14 protein-coding genes are annotated in these 20,814 nt (G+C 53.9%); 2 read left to right on the top strand and 12 right to left on the bottom strand.

Features of this window, described 5'->3' with window-relative positions; translation table 11 throughout:
- Positions 1 to 468: 468 nt before the first annotated feature.
- From mdtC to H0248_RS05775, 4 genes are all read right to left on the bottom strand, one after another.
- A complete protein-coding gene (gene mdtC, locus H0248_RS05760; protein WP_180785103.1) occupies positions 469 to 3,549 on the bottom strand; it encodes a multidrug efflux RND transporter permease subunit MdtC in 3,081 nt (1,026 codons plus the stop codon).
- Entirely contained in the window at positions 3,546 to 6,668 is a 3,123-nt protein-coding gene (locus tag H0248_RS05765; RefSeq protein WP_180785104.1) for an MdtB/MuxB family multidrug efflux RND transporter permease subunit, read from the bottom strand. Before H0248_RS05765 ends, mdtC begins: the two co-directional genes overlap by 4 nt.
- Positions 6,668 to 7,906 (bottom strand): MdtA/MuxA family multidrug efflux RND transporter periplasmic adaptor subunit, encoded by a 1,239-nt coding sequence (locus H0248_RS05770; RefSeq protein ID WP_180785105.1) that lies wholly within the window; start codon positions 7,904 to 7,906, stop codon positions 6,668 to 6,670. The genes H0248_RS05765 and H0248_RS05770 overlap by 1 nt, the downstream gene beginning before the upstream one ends.
- A 244-nt stretch (positions 7,907 to 8,150) precedes the next feature.
- The gene (locus H0248_RS05775) at positions 8,151 to 9,341 is read right to left on the bottom strand and encodes a NupC/NupG family nucleoside CNT transporter (RefSeq protein WP_275898502.1); all 1,191 of its coding nucleotides are present in this window, start codon (positions 9,339 to 9,341) and stop codon (positions 8,151 to 8,153) included.
- Between the two features lie 124 nt (positions 9,342 to 9,465).
- On the opposite strand from H0248_RS05775, the gene H0248_RS05780 reads away from it, so the two are divergent.
- Positions 9,466 to 9,618, top strand: a complete 153-nt coding sequence (locus H0248_RS05780; RefSeq protein ID WP_180785107.1) for a hypothetical protein — start codon at positions 9,466 to 9,468, stop codon at positions 9,616 to 9,618.
- A gap of 379 nt (positions 9,619 to 9,997) precedes the next feature.
- Here H0248_RS05780 and H0248_RS05785 read toward each other — a convergent pair whose 3' ends face one another.
- The 6 genes from H0248_RS05785 to H0248_RS05810 form a co-directional block, all read right to left on the bottom strand.
- On the bottom strand, positions 9,998 to 10,339 hold the full coding sequence (locus H0248_RS05785) for a glucose PTS transporter subunit EIIB (RefSeq protein WP_010301002.1): 342 nt from the start codon (positions 10,337 to 10,339) through the stop codon (positions 9,998 to 10,000).
- Positions 10,340 to 10,490: 151 nt separating this feature from the next.
- Positions 10,491 to 12,551: a beta-galactosidase gene (locus tag H0248_RS05790; RefSeq protein WP_180785108.1), complete on the bottom strand. Its 2,061-nt coding sequence runs from the start codon at positions 12,549 to 12,551 to the stop codon at positions 10,491 to 10,493.
- A 40-nt stretch (positions 12,552 to 12,591) separates the two neighbouring features.
- A complete protein-coding gene (locus H0248_RS05795; RefSeq protein WP_180785191.1) occupies positions 12,592 to 13,806 on the bottom strand; it encodes a glycoside hydrolase family 53 protein in 1,215 nt (404 codons plus the stop codon).
- Between the two features lie 40 nt (positions 13,807 to 13,846).
- Positions 13,847 to 14,695 (bottom strand): sugar ABC transporter permease, encoded by an 849-nt coding sequence (locus H0248_RS05800; RefSeq protein WP_180785109.1) that lies wholly within the window; start codon positions 14,693 to 14,695, stop codon positions 13,847 to 13,849.
- Between the two features lie 12 nt (positions 14,696 to 14,707).
- Positions 14,708 to 16,024, bottom strand: coding sequence for a carbohydrate ABC transporter permease (locus H0248_RS05805; RefSeq protein WP_180785110.1), 1,317 nt, complete (start codon positions 16,022 to 16,024; stop codon positions 14,708 to 14,710).
- 88 nt (positions 16,025 to 16,112) lie between these two features.
- Positions 16,113 to 17,345 carry an extracellular solute-binding protein gene (locus H0248_RS05810; RefSeq protein ID WP_180785192.1) on the bottom strand — a complete coding sequence of 411 codons (1,233 nt, stop codon included), beginning with the start codon at positions 17,343 to 17,345 and terminating at the stop codon, positions 16,113 to 16,115.
- Between the two features lie 492 nt (positions 17,346 to 17,837).
- Here H0248_RS05810 and H0248_RS05815 point away from each other — a divergent pair, with 492 nt between their 5' ends.
- The gene (locus H0248_RS05815; RefSeq protein WP_180785111.1) at positions 17,838 to 18,920 is read left to right on the top strand and encodes an ABC transporter ATP-binding protein; all 1,083 of its coding nucleotides are present in this window, start codon (positions 17,838 to 17,840) and stop codon (positions 18,918 to 18,920) included.
- Between the two features lie 95 nt (positions 18,921 to 19,015).
- Here H0248_RS05815 and H0248_RS05820 read toward each other — a convergent pair whose 3' ends face one another.
- Positions 19,016 to 19,261, bottom strand: coding sequence for a hypothetical protein (locus H0248_RS05820; protein ID WP_180785112.1), 246 nt, complete (start codon positions 19,259 to 19,261; stop codon positions 19,016 to 19,018).
- A 172-nt stretch (positions 19,262 to 19,433) separates the two neighbouring features.
- Positions 19,434 to 20,756 carry a maltoporin gene (locus H0248_RS05825; RefSeq protein ID WP_180785113.1) on the bottom strand — a complete coding sequence of 441 codons (1,323 nt, stop codon included), beginning with the start codon at positions 20,754 to 20,756 and terminating at the stop codon, positions 19,434 to 19,436.
- Positions 20,757 to 20,814: the final 58 nt, after the last annotated feature.

Raw genomic sequence — 20,814 nt, forward strand, 5'->3', positions numbered from 1 at the left:
CGTCAATGCTCTCTTATTCGGACCGCCGCTGACACGTTCCCGACGCGGCAGCGGCTTTCGCGGCGTCCTGCCGCTCATCCGAGAGAGCATCTTCTCCTCAGCATCATTTACGCCAAGGCTGGAGTACGTTGCGAGCTATATATTCCTTTTCTGTCATTTCGTGTGCTTAACATTTTTTCCTGGCGTAAAAAATTGTACTGAGGCGTAAGCTGGCTCACGGGTGAGTGGCATGGACGCCACGAAAGACAGTGCCGCGCCTGGAGCGCGTCACTGGCGGCCCGTAAAGAGACTGCTTGCGGCGAAGGCACCGCGTAGCGGTACAATTTAGCGCCACAAGCCAGGGTTCCAAGGGCGACGGCAATTGAGCCGCCCTTGGTCGGGCGCGTTCGGGGCGCTACTAGAAAAACAGCGAACGTTAAGCGCACGAAACTTCTCCTAAATTAGCATTTTACTGGTACTCATGTTCCGTCACGACAGTGACAAATCCCTCTCCGGTGCTTTGCGCCGAATATTCCTCAGCTTGTCGAAAAACAGATACACCACCGGGGTGGTATACAGCGTGAGGATTTGGCTCATCACCAGCCCGCCGACAATCGTGATACCGAGCGGTTGCCGTAGCTCCGCACCGTCGCCGCTGGTCAGCACCAGCGGCAGTGCGCCAAACAGCGCGGCTAACGTGGTCATCATAATCGGGCGGAAACGCAGCAGGCAGGCCTGAAAAATGGCGTCCTGCGCGCTCAACCCACCGCTGCGCTGTGCCACCAGCGCGAAATCCACCATCATGATCGCGTTCTTCTTCACGATCCCGATCAGCAGCATGATGCCAATCAGCGCCACCAGACTAAACGGCGCGCCAAACCACTCTAGCGCCAGCAGCGCCCCCACGCCCGCCGAGGGCAGGGTGGACAGAATCGTCAGCGGATGTACGTAGCTTTCATACAGCACGCCGAGCACGATATACACGGTGATAATCGCCGCCAGAATCAGCAACAGCTGGGAAGACTGCGACTGCTGGAAAGCCTGCGCCGTACCGGAGAACTGGCCGCGTACCGCTGACGGCACGCCCAGCGACGTCATGGTTCTTTCTATCGCTGCCGTCGCGCTGGAAAGATCGGTGCCCTCTGGCAGGTTAAAAGAGATCGTCGAGGCGGCAGACAGTCCCTGATGGTTCACTGACAGCGGTGCATTGATCGGCTTCCAACTGGCGAAATAAGAGAGCGGGATAGGCTTACCTTCGTTATTGATCACGAACATCTTGTTCAGTGAACTGACGTCCTGCGTGTAGGCGTCGTCCACTTCCATCACCACCTTGTATTGGTTTAACGGCTGGTAAATGGTCGAAATCTGGCGCTGTCCGAAGGCGTTATTGAGCAGTGCGTTAGCGGCAGAAACGCTGATACCGAGCTGCGCCATCGCATCGCGATCGTAGGTTAGCGCCATTTCCGCACCTTTATCCTGCTGATCGGAGTTCACGTCGGCCAGCTCAGGCAGTTTGCTGAAAGCGGTGCGAATCTTGGGTTCCCAGATGCGCAGCTCGCTTAGATCGTCAGACAGCAGCGTGTACTGGTATCCCGCGCTCGATTCCCGCCCGCCGATACGAATATCCTGCACCGGCATTAAAAACAGGTTGGCACCGGGTTCTTTTGCCAGCTTGACGCGCAGGCGACTGATCACCTGCTGCGCCGATACATCACGTTCGGACAGCGGCTTCAGTGAGATAAACATCGAGCCGCTGTTGGTGCGCGATCCGCCGGTAAACCCGTTCACGTTATCCACCGCAGGATCGCTGCTGACAATGGTCATGAAGTTCTGGAGTTTTACCGTCATGGCCTGAAAAGAAATGCTCTGGTCGGCCTGAATGAAGCCCATCAATCGGCCCGTATCCTGCTCTGGGAAGAAGGTCTTGGGAATGCTGATGTACAGCCAGACGTTGAGCGCGATGGTGCCCAGCAGGAGCAGCAACACCCAGCGCGCATGGTTGAGCACCCATTTCAGCGAGCGCCCGTAGCCTTGCTGCATGGCGAGCAATACACGATTAAAGCCACGGGTGCGCGGCTGGCTAAGCTTGGGAACGGCACGTAGCAGGCGGGCGCATAGCATCGGCGTGAGCGTGAGCGAGATCAGCAGCGAAATCATGATCGCCGCTGACAGCGTGACGGCGAATTCACGGAATAGCCGCCCCGGCAAGCCGTCCATCAGCAGCAGTGGGATGAACACCGCCACCAGCGATAGACTCATGGATAAGACGGTGAATCCGACTTCTCTCACACCCTGAAGCGACGCCTGTAGCGGCTTCATGCCGGCCTCAATGTGGCGGGAAATATTTTCCAGTACCACGATAGCGTCATCTACTACGAAGCCGGTGGCGATGGTGAGTGCCATCAGCGACAGGTTGTTCAGGCTGAAACCACACAAATACATGGCGGCGAAGGTGCCGATCAGCGATACGGGGACAGCCAGTGCCGGAATCGCCGTTGCTCGTCCCGAACGCAGGAACAGGAAGACGACCAGAATAACCAGTGCGACGGCGATAATCAGCGACTGTTCCACTTCCGCCAACGATGCACGAATCGTGGGAGAACGATCCTGTGCGACATCTAACTGAATTTCGGCGGGCAGGCTGGCACGCAGTTCCGGCATCTCGGCTCGGATATTGTCTACCGTGGTAATAATGTTGGCATCCGGCGCGCGGCGAATCATCACCAGAATCGCCGGTTTTGAGTTCGCCATCCCTGCGTTACGGGCGTTCTGCACCGAATCTTCTACCGTGGCGACGTCACTCAGGCGGACGGCAGCGCCGTTGTTATAATGGATAATCAGCGGCGCATAGGCATCGGCGGTTTTGAGTTCATCGTTGGTTTGTATCTGCCAGCTTTTCTGACTGTTTTCCACATTCCCCAGCGGCTGACGCACGTTTGCCTGCGCGATGGCCTGCCGTACCTCATCAAGCGAAATGCCCTGATTAAACAGCGCCACCGGATTCAGCGCGACGCGCACGGCGGGGAGCGAGCTCCCGCCGATGGAGACATCGCCGACGCCTTCCATCTGAGAAATTTTCTGCGACAGCTGGGTAGACGCAAAGTCGTACAGCTGCCCCTGACTGTAGGTATCCGAAGTCAGCGTCAGAATCATGACGGGGGCGTCGGACGGATTGACTTTACGGTAGGTCGGACGGCTGGACATACCGGATGGCAGCAGATTCTGTGCGGCGTTAATGGCTGCCTGCACATCACGCGCTGCGCCGTTGATATCGCGATCGAGGTTAAACACCAGAATGACGCGCGTGCTGCCGAGCGAGCTGGTGGAGGTCATTTCGTTAACGCCTGCGATTCTGCCGAGTGCGCGTTCCAGCGGGGTAGCGACGGCAGAGGCCATGGTTTCCGGCGAAGCACCGAGCAGCGAGGCGCTGACCGAGATCACCGGGAAATCCACCTGCGGCAGCGGAGACACCGGCAACAAGCGGAAGCCTAATATGCCACAGAGCGCGATAGCCAGCGTCAGCAGCAGGGTGGCGACGGGGCGGTGGATGAACAGGGCGAAGAACTTCACTCGGTTTCTTCCTCCTGACGCGCTAAACGGCGGAAACGCGTCGCCAGACGATCAAACAGCAGGTAGATCACCGGTGTGGTAAACAGCGTCAGGATTTGGCTCATGATCAGGCCGCCGACCATACAGATCCCCAGCGGCTGGCGCAGTTCCGCGCCGACGCCGGTACTCAGCATCAGCGGCAGTGCACTCAGCAGCGCCGCCATGGTGGTCATCAGAATCGGCCGGAAACGCAGCAGGCAGGCCTGATAAATCGCGTCATACGGTTCCATGCCCTGTTCTCGCTCCGCCGCCAGCGCGAAGTCGATCATCATGATGGCGTTTTTCTTCACGATCCCAATGAGCAAGATGATCCCGATAATGGCGATAACATCCAGTTCATTCCCCGCCATCATTAGCGCCAGCAGTGCGCCGACGCCCGCCGTTGGCAGCGTAGACAAGATGGTGATCGGATGAATAAAGCTTTCGTACAGCACGCCAAGCACAATGTACATCGCGACAATCGCCGCCACGATCAGCCAGACGGTGCTGCTCAGCGCTGACTGGAACGCCAGCGTACTGCCCTGAAAGCGAGTGGTGATATCCGCTGGCAGGTTCATCTGCTGCTCGGCCTGCGTGATGGCATCAACCGCTTCGCCCAGCGCATAGCCTTTAGCGACGTTGAAGGAGATTGTCGTCGACGGGAACTGGTCGATATGGTTGATTGCCAACGGCCCCTGACGCTCTTCAACGGTGGCAATGCTGCTGAGCGGAATGGTCCCGCCGTCGCTGCTGATGAGGCGCACGTCGTTCAGCGCGTCCAGACCGGTATTGTTGGTCGTATCGTGCTCCAGCACCACGCGATACTGGCTGGCCTGCGTATAGATGGTGGAAACCAGTCGCTGACCAAAGGCGTTGTACAACGCGCTGTCGACCTGCGACATCGTGATGCCCAGACGGCTGGCGCTGTCGCGGTTTACGTTGACGTAGGCGACCGCTGCGCCGTCTTGCCAGTCGCTGCTGACATCTTCTAACTGCGGCAGCTTTTTCAGCTCGGTCATCAGCTTGGGCACCCACTGGCTCAGTTCGTCCAGTGACATCGCCTGCAAGGTAAACTGGTACTGCGTGCGGCTGATTTGGGTGTCGATGGTGAGATCCTGCACCGGTTGCAGATACAGCTGGATGCCGGGAATTTGTGCCGTTTGCTGTTGCAGGCGGCTGATGATCTCTGGAATACGTTCGCTGCGCTCACTGAGCGGTTTCAGGTTGATTTGCAGTCGGCCGCTGTTTAGCGCGGCATTCGTGCCGTCAACGCCGATGAACGAGGACACGCTCTCCACCGCCGGATCTTTCATGATGATGGATGCAATGCGCTGCTGGCGGTCGGCCATATTGCTGAACGAGACCGTCTGTGGCGCCTGCACGGTGCCCTGAATAATGCCGTTATCCTGTATCGGGAAGAAACCTTTCGGGATCCAGATATAGAGCAGAACCGTCAGCAGCAGCGTACCGAGCGCAACGCTAAGCGTCAGCCACGGATGGTTCAGCACCTTGCGCAGCCAAACGCCGTAGGCATCAATCAGGCGAGTGAAGAAACGTTCGCTGGCACGAGTAAAACGGTTCTGTTTACGCAGCGACTGATGGCTCAGCATTCGCGCGCACATCATCGGCGTGAGGGTGAGCGACACGACGGCGGAAATCAGGATAGACACCGCCAGCGTGACGGCAAATTCGCGGAACAGGCGTCCAACGATATCGCCCATAAACAGCAGCGGGATCAGCACGGCGATGAGCGAGAAGGTCAGAGAGATAATGGTGAAGCCGATTTCCCCCGCGCCTTTCAGCGCCGCGTGAAGCGGTTTTTCCCCTTTTTCGATATAGCGGGCGATGTTTTCAATCACCACGATGGCATCATCCACCACGAAACCAGTGGCGATGGTCAGCGCCATGAGCGTCAGGTTATTGATGGAGAAGCCGAGAAAATACATCGCGGCAAAGGTGCCAATCAGCGACAGTGGCACGGCGATGCTGGGGATCAGCGTGGCGACGGCGTTACGCAAGAACAGGTAAATCACCATCACGACCAGCGCGATAGCTAACAGCAGCTCGAACTGGACGTCTTTCACCGAGGCACGAATACTGGTGGTGCGGTCGGTCAGCGTGGTGACCTCGACGGAGTTAGGCAGGCTGGCTTTCAACGCGGGCAGCATCTTACTAATGCTGTCCGTGGTTGTGATGACGTTGGCACCCGGCTGGCGCTGAACGTTGATAATGATCGCCTGCTGCCGATTTGCCCAGGCACCGAGATGAATGTTCTCGGCAGCCTGCTCAATCGTTGCGACATCCTGAAGCCGCACCGGCGCGCCATTCTTCCATGCAACAATCAGCTTGCGGTAATCATCAACGGATTTCATCTGATCGTTGGCGGAGAGCGTGACCGATCGCGTCGGGCCGTCCAGACTCCCCTTGGCGGAATTCACGTTGGCGGCGGTAATCGCGGTGCGGATCGTCTCGCTGGTCAAACCGTATGCTGCCAGCGCTGGCGCGTTCAGCCTTACCCGTACCGCCGGACGTTGCCCACCGGCTAACGACACTAGCCCGACGCCTGCCACCTGCGAGATTTTTTGCGCGATGCGGTTGTCTACCATGTCCTGCACTTGTGTCATCGACATGGCGCTGGAGGTGACGGCCAGCGTCATAATCGGCGGATCCGCCGGATTCACTTTGCTGTAGGTTGGTGGGTAGGGCAGATCGTTAGGCAGCAGGTTACTGGCTGCATTGATGGCGGCCTGCACATCCTGTTCTGCGACATCCAGCGATAGCTCAAGCTGGAATTGCAGCGTGATAACGGACGCGCCGCCTGCGCTCTGCGTCGACATCTGTTTTAGTCCGGACATCTGGCCGAACTGCCGCTCCAGCGGCGCGGTAATCGCCGAGGTCACCACGTCGGGGCTGGCACCAGGATACAAGGTAATAACCTGTATCGTCGGGTAATCGACTTCGGGCAGGGCGGAAACGGGCAGCGCCCGATAGCCGATAATACCGGCCAGCAAAATAGCGATCATCAGCAGCGTCGTGGCAACCGGACGCAGAATAAACAGGCGTGACGGCCCACCGCCGCTGGCTGGAACGGTATCCTGCATCAGGATTTCTCCCCGGCGATGGCAGGCGTTTTCTCCGTGAGCGCTGAGGGCACGACTTCCACTTTCGCGCCTTCGGTCAGGCGGTCGATACCGTCAGTCACGACCTTCACATCGGCGTCCAGCCCCGCAGTCACCACCACCAACTGGCCGTACTGAATGCTGGTGGTAACCTGACGCTTACTCACTTCATTTTTATCATTCAGAATCCAGACGAAGCGGCCTTCATTGCCCATTTGTACGGCGGCTGACGGTGCGACGACGGCGTTTTTCAGCGTGTCGACCTTCATGCGGATATTCACGAACTGGTTCGGGAACAGGGTATCGTCCAGATTGTCAAAACGCGCCTTGAGTTTGATCGTGCCCGTGGTGGCGTCGATCTGGTTGTCCATGCTCAGCAGGATGCCCTGCGCAAGTATCTTCTGATTGGCGCGATCCCAGGCTTCCACCACGGGCGGCTGACCGGACTTCTGCGCACTCAGAATCGTGGAGATTTCCGCTTCCGGTACGGTAAAGACAACATCAATCGGGTAGGTCTGCGTAATCACGACAATGCCATTGGTGTCGCCGCTGGTGATGTAATTCCCGACATCGACCTGCTTTAAGCCGATCCGACCACCGATCGGCGCAGTGATTTTGCTGTAATCCAACTGGAGCTGTGCGCTGGCCACGGCACCTTCATCGGCTTTTAGCGTGCCCTCCGCCTGACGAACGGCGGCGGTCTGCGCATCCAATTCCTGACGGGAGATCAGGTTGGTTTTCACCAACTGCTGATAGCGCGCTAAATCCTGTCGGGCGTTAGCCAGTGCGGCTTGATCTTTTGCCAACTGCCCCTGTGCCTGCGTCAGCTCAACCTGAAAAGGACGGGGGTCGATTTCTGCCAGTAAGTCGCCAGCCTTAACCTGTTGCCCTTCCTGAAAGTGCAGTGCCATCAACTGACCGTTCACCCGACTGCGTAGCGTTACGGTATTGGCTGCCGTCACGGTGCCTAAACCAGACAGATAATAGGGCACGGAAGCAGATTGTGTCAGCGCCGCCTGCACGGGGGCCAGTGTGCGCATGGCGGCACGGCGTCCACCGCTATTGCTGCTGTTGCTTGCCGAATGTGACGTACGGGCGGCGTGCTGCTCACCCGCACCAGAGGTGGCAGGCGACGTCTGGGTAAAATGGCGCCAGATCAGCACGGCAATAGCGATAACGGCGGCAAGTACCAGCAGGCCTCGGATACGTTTGGCATTCATAGTGATGGATTACTCTCTCCAGGTTGCGCGGGAAGCACGGCGTAACCGCATACTTCACGCTGCATGTGCGTTGGCTGTCATACCCAGCACGTTAGTAGACCAATGGCCTTATTTTACTAGTTTAAACAAGGGATGCCGGACAAAAATGAAGGAATTATGGAAGATATGTCAGGGTTTGTAGGAAAAAAATCCGGCAGCACAAGGCCGCCGGATAGTGATGAAAATTGTATAACGTGATGAAGGATTACAGCACCAGACCCGCGATAGCAGCGGAAAGGATGCTCACCAGCGTAGAACCGTAAACCAGCTTCAGACCGAAACGGGAAACCACGTTGCCCTGTTGTTCGTTCAGGCCTTTAATCGCGCCGGCAATAATACCGATAGACGAGAAGTTGGCGAAGGACACCAGGAACACAGACAGGATGCCCACGCTACGTGGAGAGAGTTCGCCCGCCACTTTTTGCAGTTCCAACATCGCCACAAATTCGTTGGAAACCAGTTTGGTTGCCATGATGCTACCAACCTGAAGGGCTTCGTGGGACGGAATACCCATGATCCAGGCGAACGGATAGAACACGTAGCCGAGGACGTCTTGGAAGCTGATGCCAAAAATGGCGCTGAAAACGGCGTTGACCGCGGCAATCAGTGCAATGAAGCCGATCAGCATCGCTGCAACGATAACGGCAACTTTGAAACCAGCCAGAATGTATTCGCCCAGCATTTCAAAGAAGCTCTGATTTTCATGCAGATTACCCAACTGCAATTCCGGCTCTTCACCGACTTTGTAGGGGTTAATCAGTGACAGCACGATGAAGGTACTGAACATGTTCAGAATCAGCGCGGCAACCACGAATTTGGCATCCAGCATCGACATGTACGCACCGACGATAGACATCGAAACGGTCGACATAGCGGTCGCTGACATGGTGTACATGCGTTTTTCTGACATCTTGCCCAGAATGTCTTTGTAGGCAATGAAGTTTTCCGACTGGCCGAGAATCAGGGAACTGACTGCGTTAAAGGATTCCAGTTTACCCATGCCGTTCACTTTGGACAGGACTGTACCAATCGCGCGGATGATGATCGGCAGCACTTTAATGTGTTGCAGGATACCGATCAGCGCGGAAATGAAGACGATAGGGCAGAGCACTTTAAAGAAGAAGGAAATCAGGTTCTTCTCACTATTCACCATGTCACCGAATACGAAGTCCGTCCCTTGGCCTGCGAATCCGAGTAATTTGTCGAAAACTGCAGCGAACCCTTTGACGACACCTAACCCAACGTTTGAGTACAGGAAGAAGTACGCGAGCAGAATTTCGATGACGAGTAACTGAATAATGAAACGGATACGAATGCTTTTACGATCGCGGCAGACGAGTAGCGCCAGCGCCGCAACAACAACCAGCGCCAGAATAAATTGCGCGATATGGGACAGGGACATGTGTGCTCCAAATATGAGGCAGGCCTAATTTTCCACGTCATTTTATGTAACGCGTGCATTAAAAATGAGAGGAAGAACGCAAAAAAACAATTATACCTTGGGATTTTATCTAAACTAAATGCTACGTCTCGTTATCTGCGTCTTTCTGTTCATTCATTATTTTGATTCCACACAGAAAGCGGCACTGCCCTACTATTCGTTGGCGAATGCCACACGTCTGGTACTGTCGGCAGAAGATATCGAGTTGCTGGATCGTGCGAGTCGTTACTAAGAAATTGATACCTTCGAAATGGTGATTTTTATGCGGATGTGAAGATGGTTTCGTGCGCGATAATGCCGCCATTTTCATGCTACCTCGTAGCACGCGCCCGACATAGGGGGCTACGCCAGCCCCCTATGAACCCCGGCTTTTTGGCGGGAATTATGCCGCTATGCGGTCCCATCGGTGTTCATGACCGCTAATCGAGCCACCAGTGACGCGTTCCCGACGCGGCACTGGTTTTCGCGACGTCCTGTCGCTCACTCGGCGGTCAAGCCCACCGCTGCATAATTTTTTACGCCGGATAACGGCAAGGTATTCGTACATTCACAACATTATTATTGCGCACGAAACTGCCTCAATAGTGGCATAGAGACCGCGCCTAAAACCGCTACCGCGCTTCTGCACCATCATCCTCAAACCAGGCGGCCAGTTCGCGGCGCAGGTTATCCGACTGGGTGCCGAAGATGGCCTGTACCTGATGGCCGACAATAATCACGCCGATAGCCCCCAGTTTTTGCAGACTGTCGCTGTTGACCAACCGCAGGCTGTGAACTTCGACCCGCAGGCGGGTGATGCAGGCATCCAGACTGACGATATTTTCTTTGCCACCAAAGGCGGTTACCAACTGCTGCAAGTTTTCTTTGTCTAGCGGTGAAGCGATTTCAATTTCGGTAATTTGCTTACCCAACATTGATGCGAACAATTTCCGAAAATTGTGAATCTTGCCCATCGTAGTCACCTCGTCGTTTGTTTATCAGCGTGCGTAGGATAATGCCGTTCACGTAACATTACTGTTAGGCGACACACGGTGATGATGTTCCGTTAGAAACTCTGCACCGTGCTCGCCCGGTATCGTCAGGCTTAATCAATAAGCATGAGCCTTACTGCAATGCGCGGCGTAGGATTCGGCAGCCGTAGCCTGACAGGTCAAGCGCCCCTGAAAGCGTGCTGCCCGTGGTCATTTCTTCGTAGACGGCAGGCAGCGTGATCTGCTGCGGTGTTGCCGTGTAATTCTGTACGAAGATGAACTCACTTTCCCCGTCATCACGACGATGAGCCACAATGCCGTAAGGCAGGTCGGTCGGCAGCGCACGCGGTAGATCCAGCGTCTGTATCAGCGTAGTGAAGAAATCACGCTGGAAGGCGAGATCGTTGCGCGATGCGATGTAATAGGCCTGACCCTTGCCGTAATCATTGACCGTAACGGCCGGACGCCCAGCGTAGAAATCGCTGTCATAAGTCGCCAGCGCCCGCGCGCCTTCGAGATGAATCAGCTCGCACAGGTGGGTGACCTGATATGGGCCGACCAGACGTTGCTCGTTACCGTCCAGACCGCTGATGCTGTTGCTTTCATGATCGTACAACCCGTCGATTTCTTCCGCCCAGATCCCCATGATCGGACGCAGCGGGCCGGGGAAGCCATTTTGGTGGCAGAGATCGGTTTCGTTGACGACGCCAGACCAGTAGGTGGTGACGAAGCGGCCGCCCTGTTTGACGAAGGCATCGACGCGTTCGGCAAAGCCATCACGCACCATGTAGAGCATCGGGGCGATGACGAGCTGATAGGCGCTGAGATCGACATCGGCGTTAATGATGTCCACCGCCACGCCTTGCTCCCAGAACGTACGGTAATGCTCAGTGACGGTTTTTTCGTAGAACAGCCCCGCGTTGCGCGGCCCTTGTGCGTTGTCCATCGCCCAGCGGCTTTCCCAGTCGAAAATGATGGCGACTTTAGCGTCAACCCGACTGCCCGCAACAGGGGAGAGTTTGTTGAGGATGTCACCCAATTCCTGCACTTCACGCCCGACACGGGTGTTGATATGTCCGACATGATCGACGACAGCACCGTGGAATTTCTCAACGGAACCGCGGCTCTTACGCCACTGGAAATACTGCACGGAGTCTGACCCGTGTGCGACAGCCTGAAGTGAAGACAGAATATGCATTCCGGGCTTTTTCAGTTTACTGATTGGCTGCCAGTTGGTCAGGCTCGGCGTTGATTCCATCAGGTAGAAGGGCTTTCCACCTTTTAGCGTGCGCATCAGGTCGTGATACATCGCGGTGTAGGCACCCAACGTGCAGTCATCTTCCGCGTTATGCCACAGTGGGTAGCTGTCCCAGGAAATAAAGTCGATCACCTTCGCCAACTGCCAGTAGTCGTAATCATAGAAGTATTCCATGAAGTTCGTCGTGGTTGGCAGAGACGGATTTTCGGCTTTGAGAGGCGCAATCTCGGCGGCACAGAAATCGCTAACTTGTGAGGTGTTAAAGCGCTTCCAGTCCAGATTCAGGCCGTGAATAGAGACTTCACCGATAGGCGATGGGGGTTCTAACTGCGACCAGTCGGTGTAGGTGTGGCTCCAGAAGGTGCTCCACCACGCTTTATTCAGCGCGTCTATCGTGCCGTAGCGGGCTTTCAGCCAGTTCTGGAAGGTGCTGCGACAGGTATCGCAATGGCACTCGCCGCTGTATTCGTTGGAAATATGCCAGCCGATCACCGCAGGATGGGTCGAGTAACGTTTTGCCAACTGGGTGTTGATTTGCTTCACTTTCTCGCGATAGTTCGGCGAGCTTAGGCAGTGGTTATGGCGACCGCCGTGCAGTGCCCGTACACGGTTGCTGCCCACGCGCAACACGTCTGGGTATTTCTGCGATAGCCAGGCCGGGCGCGCGCCGCTCGGTGTTGCCAGAAAAACGAAGATACCGTTGGCATACAGCGTGTCGAGGATGCTGTCCAGCCAGCCAAATTCGTAGCGACCTTCTTCCGGCTCAAGCCCGGACCAGCTAAAAATGCCCACGGACATGACGTTGCACTGGGTCTGCTTCATCATCTCAATGTCTTTTTCCAGCACCTCTGGATCGTCCAGCCATTGGTCAGGGTTATAGTCTGCGCCGTGCAGCAGAACAGGCACCTTGCTGCTTAATGGGGGGAATTTGAACATCGTTCTCTCCTAAACGGGTTGTCAACGTGTTGAATTCGGCTTACTTAAACGCTTTGATGGAAGGCAGTACGTTGCCTTTGCAATCGAACAGCGCCTGATTTTCCCGCGCGTTGCCTTCCTTCCATTCGTCGTTGTTGTATTTCATGCCCGCTTTCGTAGCCCAGGTTGCGCCGGGAGTGGGCAGCCAGATTGGCTCCCAATAGAAGACGCCTTTGCCACGCTGATTAGGGACGTTGATGACGCTTTGCATCAGATCGTGCAGGTAATTGGCCTGACCCTGAACGGAAGCTGGGTAGCCGCCCGCATCCAGCTCTTTTTGCTGGAAGCTGTTTTCCGCGTTATCGCAGTTTTCCAGCGTGTAGGCATAGGCAGCTTCAACCACGATGATGTCTTTATTGTAGCGTTTGGTGACGTCGTTCATATTGTACTGCAACGCGCTCATAGGGCCGTTCCAATAGGTGTAGAACGAGGCACCAATCACATCAAATGGGACGTTTCGTTTGACAATTTCATCGAACCACCAGATAAAGGTGTCGTTTTTGGTGCCTTCTGCCAGATGCAGCATGATTTTGACGTTATTCGTGCCCTGTACGTCCTTCACGCCCTGGATACCTGCTTTCAGCAGCGCCGCGAGGCGATCGAATTCGCCGCCGCCCTGACCCCAGCTTTTTCCTTCCGGCCACAGCATTCCGCTGTTCAGTTCGTTACCGATCTGCACCATATCCGGCATGACACCCGCTTTCTGGAATTCGCTAATTGCGGCCTTGGTATAGTCATGTACCGCAGTCGTGAGCTGCGCTACGTTGAGGCTAGACCAGGCTTTGGGCTTGTTTTGGTGGGCTGGGTCGGTCCAGAAATCGCTGTAGTGGAAATCCAGCAGCACTTTCATGCCGTTCGCTTTGGCGCGTTTAGCCAGCGCCAGCGTGGTCGCCAGATCGTTGTTACCGCCGCCGTAACCATTGCCCGCCGCATCTTTCGGATCGTTCCAGATGCGCAGACGGATATAGTTAATGCCGTTTTCTTTCAGGATCAGCATGGCGTCTTTCTGCTTGCCGTTCTCGTCATAAAATTTTCCGCCGTGCTTTTCCACCTCGTTCAGCATGGAAATGTCCGCGCCTTTAATGAAGTCGGCAGGGACGTTCGTCAATTTGTTGATCGTCACATTTTCTGCGGCATACAGGGTTTGCGGCAGGGAGACGGTCAGCAGGCCAGTGGCGAGCATGGCGGCCATCAGTACGCGTTTTTTCATTTTCATTTTCATTTTACGTTCCTGGAATTTGTACGATGTGGAGTAATTATCCTTTGGTTCCGCCTGAGGTCAGGCCGGAGACAAAGTACTTTTGCAATGAAAGATACAGAATGGCGACTGGTACCGCGATCAGCACGGCACCCGCGGCGTAGGTGGTGTAGCTGGCGCCCATCTTCTGCGAGACTAGGTTGTATAGCCCGATGGGCAGCGTGTACTGATCCGGCGTGCGCAGGATGGTGCTGGAGAGAATGAAATCACCCAGCGGACCGGTAAACGAGAACAGGGCGATCACCGCGATGATCGGCTTGGACAGCGGCATAATGATCTCGATAAAGATGCGGAAGTTACCCGCACCGTCCATACGCGCGGACTCATCCAGATCTTTCGGAATAGCGTCCAGATAGCCTTTCATCAGATAGGTGTTCATCGGGATCATGCCACCGACGTAAACCAGCACCAGCGCGATATGGCTGTTCACCAGTCCCAGCATCTGCGCCAGTACGAAAATGGCGATCAGGGCAGAGAACTGCGGAATCATCTGCAACAGCAGAAACAGCATCAGCCCGTTCTGGCGGCCGCGAAAGCGGAAGCGAGAGAAGGAATATGCGGTGAAACTGACGCTGATGAGCGTCAGGATCATGGTCAGGAAACTGATTTTCATCGAGTTCCAGTACCATGCGGCGTAGTTAATCTGGCCGTTAAACAGCTCCTCATAGTGAATGAAGGAGAAGTTATCTGGGATGATCGAGGTGTTGAGCAGGCTGCTACCGGGGTTCAGCGACGCGCCTACCGTCCAGATCAACGGATAAATAATGATGACCGCCACGATCGTCAGCAACAGGTAGGTCAGACCGAGTTTGATAAAATTCTGGCGTTTAACGCTGTGTTTTTTCATCTGCGCGCTTTCCTATGCCATGTTGTCTTGTTTGAAGGAATTGGTGGCGCGGAACTGCCACAGCGCGACGCCCACGACAAAAATCGACAGCAGAATGGTGATGCTGGCTGCGATCGCATATTGGGAAGAAGACATGGTCAGCTTATAAATCCAGGACACCAGAATATCTGTCCCGCCCGCGTTGGAGCCGATCACCGCGGGTCCACCGTTGTTGAACAGATAGATGATGTTGAAATTATTAAAGTTGAACGTGTACTGCGTGATGATGATGGGCGCAATGGAGTAGAGCACCAGCGGCAGCGTGATGGTGGTGAGCTTGTACCAACTGCTGGCTCCGTCAATCGTCGCGGCTTCGTACAAATCGTCAGGAATCGCCTGCAATACGCCCGTCGTCATGGCGAACACAAACGGGAAGCCTAACCAGGTTTGCATCAGAATCAGCGCCGTTTTGGTCCAAAACGGATCGGTCATCCACGCTTTAGGTTCAATCCCTAATGCGGCCAGAATACCGTTATTAATCACGCCAAACGTTTCGTTAAACATCCCTGCGAAAACCAGAATAGTGACGAAACCCGGCACCGCCCACGGCAGAATCAGGATGGTGCGGATCAGTGGCTTAAAGCGTAGTCCTTTCTGGTTCACCAAAATCGCCAGCAGAATACCTACGGCGCACTGGAGTGTGGTCGCAATCAGCGTCCAAATCACCGTCCATTGCAGCACGTCAAAGAACGTCGAACGCCAGAGATCGAGCCGGAAGATGTTGATAAAGTTCGTCATCCCCACCCAGTCGACCAGTTTGGCGGGCGGCGTGTGATAGAGGTTGTAATTGGTAAAGGCGATGGAAAAGCCGAAAATAATCGGGAAAACCACGACAAAGACCAGCAGGATGAAGCCGGGCGTGATCATCAGATAAGGGAAGCCTTCGCTCAGCAGCATCTGATATTGCTTCTTTACGCTGTTCAACGGCAGACCTTTATCGCGTCTGGCGCCGCACACGTAAGCATCGCGCAGGCTGAAAGAGTAAACGCCGACGCCAAAAGCGGCGACGATCACGCTGATAATGCCTTTTGCTAGCAGAAAAATAGAGTGATCGCGTGGCAGCTCGGTGCCCAGCGTGATGAGCCCCCAGGCGCCGTTTCGCAGGAAATCATGGAATATGCCGATGAAGCAGGCCATGACGATAAAGAAAAGCGCGCCTTTGACGAACTGGCGATTATAAATCTGTCCGAGTCCGGGGATGAGCGCCAGCAATACAGCTGTTCTGGCGTGGCGACATCCTCTTTCTTGTGGCGTAAGGCCGCTGACGTTGACGGTCACATCTACCTCCATTTTCTTAAAAACATGGGGTTCCCTCACATCCCGAAATCGATTGGGGAGAAATAAGGGAGCCCATGTTGACCCACGGTGGTGTGGGGGATTACTGGTTACTGTGGTTAGCTTCGATCTGCATTTTGATAATCTTCACGGCAGATTCCAGCGCCGCTTTGGTGTCCTGCTTGCCCGTCACGCTCAGTTGCAGCGCGCTGTTTGCTGGCGTCCAGACTTCCTGCATTTCCGGTACGCTCGGCATAGGAACGGCATAGCCAGACTGGATCGCGACAGCACGGGATTTTTCGTCGTTTTTAATCAGCGGGTCGTTAACCAGCGCCGCAATCGGTGGGATCTCACCGGTTAACTGGAAGCGGACTTTGGCGTACTCAGGCTGATTGATGAACTCAATGAATTTCTGCGCCAGCTCTTTGTTTTTGGAGTAGGTGGAAATGCTGTAGCCTTTCACGCCCAGCAGCGAACGTGGATGCTCGCCGTTTGGCAGCAGTGGCAGTGGGGCGACGCCATAGTTTACGCCTGCATTTTTGTACGGCTGGAATGCCCACGGGCCAGTAATGACGGCTGCGGCCTTTTTCTCGGTAAACAGGGAGTCGATGGCGTTCGCGCCAGTTTCACCGACGATACCCGGCGGGAACAGGCCATCGGCATAGAATTTCTTGATGTAGTTGACGGCATCGATGGTGGCTTGTTTATCCAGACCGATGTCTTTTACGTTCGGTGAACCGTTGCTGTTCTGCCCGAAAATGTAGCCACCCATCCCAGCGATGACGCCATAGGCGTAATAAATTTCGTCAAATTTTGCCAGCAGGCCGTAACGGCCTTCTGCACGTTGCTGCTTGGAGAAGGTGAACAGGTCGTCGAATTTTTCCGGCGGCTGTGGCATCAGATCTTTGTTGTACACCAGCACGGTGGTTTCAACGGCTTTCGGCACGCCATACAGCTTACCGTTATAGGTCTGGGCTTCCAGTGCTGGCTTGGTGAAACTCGACAGGAACGTCTGATTCAGCTTCAGTTCGCTAATCAATCCCTGAACCACGGCAGTCCCGACCTGATCGTGTGGCATCACGATCACATCCGGGCCGATTCCTGCAGGGCCATCCAGACGGAGTTTCTCAATCTGCTGTGCGTAGGGCGTTTCCAGCACATTGACTTTGACATTATTCTGTTTTTCAAAGGCTTTGATCGCGTCTGCGATGCCGTCGGATTTCTTGATATCTTCCCATACCAGAAGTTCTTTGTCGGCTGCCAGCGCTGATTTGCTGAGTACACCGGTGATACCCAGTGAAATCATAATGACGGCGGTCAGTGTTTTCATTTTCATCATTAGTCCTCAAAGCCCTGGTGGGCCCATCGTGGTAGGAAATCGTCGCGTACTTTCCGCTTTCGCCGTTTTTGCTGTCTCTGTGCGATATGGGTGTAACGTTACATCACACGGCAGTACACCGCAGGGAATGAAGCATCTAACAGTACACGTTGTTTGGCGATCGTTGCTGTATGGTGCTTGACGCTTTATTACGCGTTTTCCATAAATTAGGATAACGGTTACACCAATAGCGATTACATTAAGCAGAGTGCGCCACGTCTGCCAGCGAAACATGTAAAGGCTGTGATCTCATGCACAAAAGTAACCCCCTGTTTGTGCAAACGGTTACACCATGCTGTTATATTGCAATTATGACCAGCGTGCAGGTAAACCTGGCCGGATGCTAATGCGTCTGGAAGGGCTACCGAGCCATTTTGAGTAGACGGTCACTGGGCCGTTGTGACTCAGCGCTTATATCCTGAAAAGCAAAATTATCAAGAGGTTACCGTTATGGCGTCGATCCAGTTGGATAGAGTGAGTAAGCATTTTGGCAAAACGATTACGCTTCACGATGTGAATCTGACGATTGCCGATGGAGAGTTCGCCGTTTTTGTTGGGCCGTCTGGCTGTGGTAAGTCGACGTTGCTGAGAATGATTGCCGGGCTGGAAGATGTCACAGGCGGTGAAATCATGATTGATGAGGCAGTGGTGAATGATGTTGCCCCTGCTCACCGTGGTGTGGCGATGGTGTTCCAGTCTTATGCGTTGTATCCGCACATGACCGTCGCTGAGAATATGGGTTACGGCCTGCGCGTGAATGGTGTTCCGAAAGACCAGATTAAGCACCAGATCGAGATGGTGGCGAAGACGCTGCAACTGTCTCACCTGCTGGAGCGCAAACCAAAAGAGCTATCCGGTGGTCAGCGCCAGCGTGTGGCGATAGGGCGCGCCATCGTGCGTAACCCGAAAGTGTTCCTGTTTGACGAACCGCTGTCTAATCTGGATGCGGAACTGCGCGTGGATATGCGGTTGCACATTGCCAAACTGCATCAGGAATTGAAAACGACGATGATCTACGTGACGCATGATCAGGTCGAAGCCATGACGCTGGCCGATAAAATCGTGGTTATGAATTACGGCAAGGTCGAGCAGGTAGGATCGCCGATGGAACTTTATTATCACCCGGTTAATCAGTTTGTTGCGGGCTTTATCGGCTCGCCAAAAATGAATTTCCTGCCTGCGCAGGTCATCGATTGGACGCCGGATAGCCTGACGGTGAATATTGCCGATCAGCTACAGCTTGAGCTGCCGATCCGCACCGGTGAACTGAGCGTTGGCAGCACGGTCACGCTGGGGCTGCGGCCGGAACACGTGTCGCCGGAAGGTGAGGGGATTCGTCTGTCATTTGGCTGCGAGGTCGTTGAGCGCTTAGGTAACAGCACCTACCTGTTCGGCCAATGCTGCGGCATTGATAACTTCAAGCTGCTGCTGGCAGGCGACAGCGCCTTCAAGCCGTATGAACACATTGAGGTTTTCTTCTCGCCCACTAACTGTCTGGTGTTTAACGCCGATGGCTTGCGTATCAGTGGCTAATTAAGCGACGGCATCGCTGAATCTCAATAGCCCAAATTCCTACTAAACATAAACAGCGCCCTTAGCGGGCGCTAATTCTGATATTTATAAATCCTCTATTGCGAAATATGTCGCTGCTCTGTGTGTTCCAGGCGTAAAAAATTGCGCTGAGGTGGGCGTGGCCGCCGGATGAGCGGCATGGACGCCGCGAAAGTCTGCGCCGCGTAAGGAACGCGTCGCAGGCGGTCCGAATAGCGGATACGAACGCCGAAGGTATCGCGTAGCGACGCAATTAGCGCTGAAAAGCCAGTGGTCAAGGCGCTGCGGCGATTGAGCGCGCCTTGTCGGGCGTGTGATGACATTACAGATTTTCTCGGTAGTTAACACGCACGAAACTTTCGTACTACCGCACATGATGCAGTGAAAATTTGATAGCGTGTGTTACTCGCAATAGAAAAAGGCTCTCCGCAGAAAGCCTTTTGGGAAATACCCGACGGGAATGATGAGCCCGTCGAGCTGAGGGTTAGTGCGGTATTACCACCAGGCTTCTGCCTGAATACCGAAGTTCATTGTATTGTCTTTTCTGTTGCTGTTGAATGACTTATTTTCACCATCATTCAGATAGGAAACATAAAAACGCAATTCAGGGCGTGCCAGCATCGGAATATCTGCAGAAAATGCATGTGCAATAGTATATTTTTGACCACTTGATTTGTTTTTATTACCGTCTAATTCTGTTTCAGTTGAGCGGAATGTACCTATTTCTAAATAGGTTTTTTGATTTTTTGTCCAAGAATACTGACCACGTGCGACAGCCGAAATTAGATCTTTATCTTTGTTATTAATAGAAATTTTCTCTGCTTTACCATAAGTCAATACATGACTGATAAGGATCTGTTCGGTTAGAGGTATATCACCTGTTTGGATAGCACGGTAGCCTGTTGCATCGGTATTATAATGCCAGACGTCGTACCACCCGCCTCCTTGAGATATCATATTTTGGGCAAGCCCTTTATCTGCATATTGTAATACTAACTTTTGGTTAGCTTTCCAGTTTGAAAAATAATGGCTAAGCTCAGCTGTTGCCATGACACCATTTTTAGCATCATAGAGTTTGTTTTCTGCGGACAGTATTTCTTTCTGTGCATCCGTTGGATTCGGCATAGCGTAAGTTAATCCGAATTCTGTCCATGCGCCATTCCAAGGTTTCCAACCAGCATAGCGTGCATCGAGATAGTTAATATTCAGATCTTCAACTTGGTTTTTCCACGTTGTGATTTTATTATTCCAAGGGTCTCTACCAACTTCAATTTCGTTCCACTTATTTGTTGCCATGCTTTCGCCATCACCACGGATCCAGGCAAAAGAGAAGGCGCCTTCACCTGCTTTGATATTTTCAATACCCGCCCCAGAACCTGAAATATTATAATATTTCGTGTCGATAATGTGGATATCTCGGCGCTGGTAATAGCGCTTACCGGCCCAAACAACAGCATCTGGCATGTTTGGCACAAAGCCTTTTGCCTGCAGGTTCAACTGGCGCAAACCAAACTCGGCATCGTCATTTTTTGTCGTTTCATTATCGTTCGAACCGTCCGATAGCAGAGAAATCATGCTATCGAAGTAAAACGTTTTCCCATTTTCGTTATACAGCTGCTGTCCTAACTGGATTTCGCCGTAGGTGTCATCCTCATTGCCTAGTCTTCCTACCAGATTTTTATTTGCAGTTTGCTGTTTTCCATCGGTTGAAACTCCCACGCCAGAACGGAAGTATCCTGAAAAATCAACAGAATAAGAAGGGGGTGCTAGCATTGCTAAACTCAGCGCAATGGATGTTGTCAGCAGTTTTCTTTTCATAATATACCTTTCGCTTATTCGGGTAAGGATGTGGATGTTCCAAATAACATGACGTGAA

The organism is Pectobacterium brasiliense (assembly GCF_013449685.1).
In the GTDB taxonomy this organism is placed as follows: Bacteria; Pseudomonadota; Gammaproteobacteria; order Enterobacterales; family Enterobacteriaceae; genus Pectobacterium; species Pectobacterium brasiliense_A.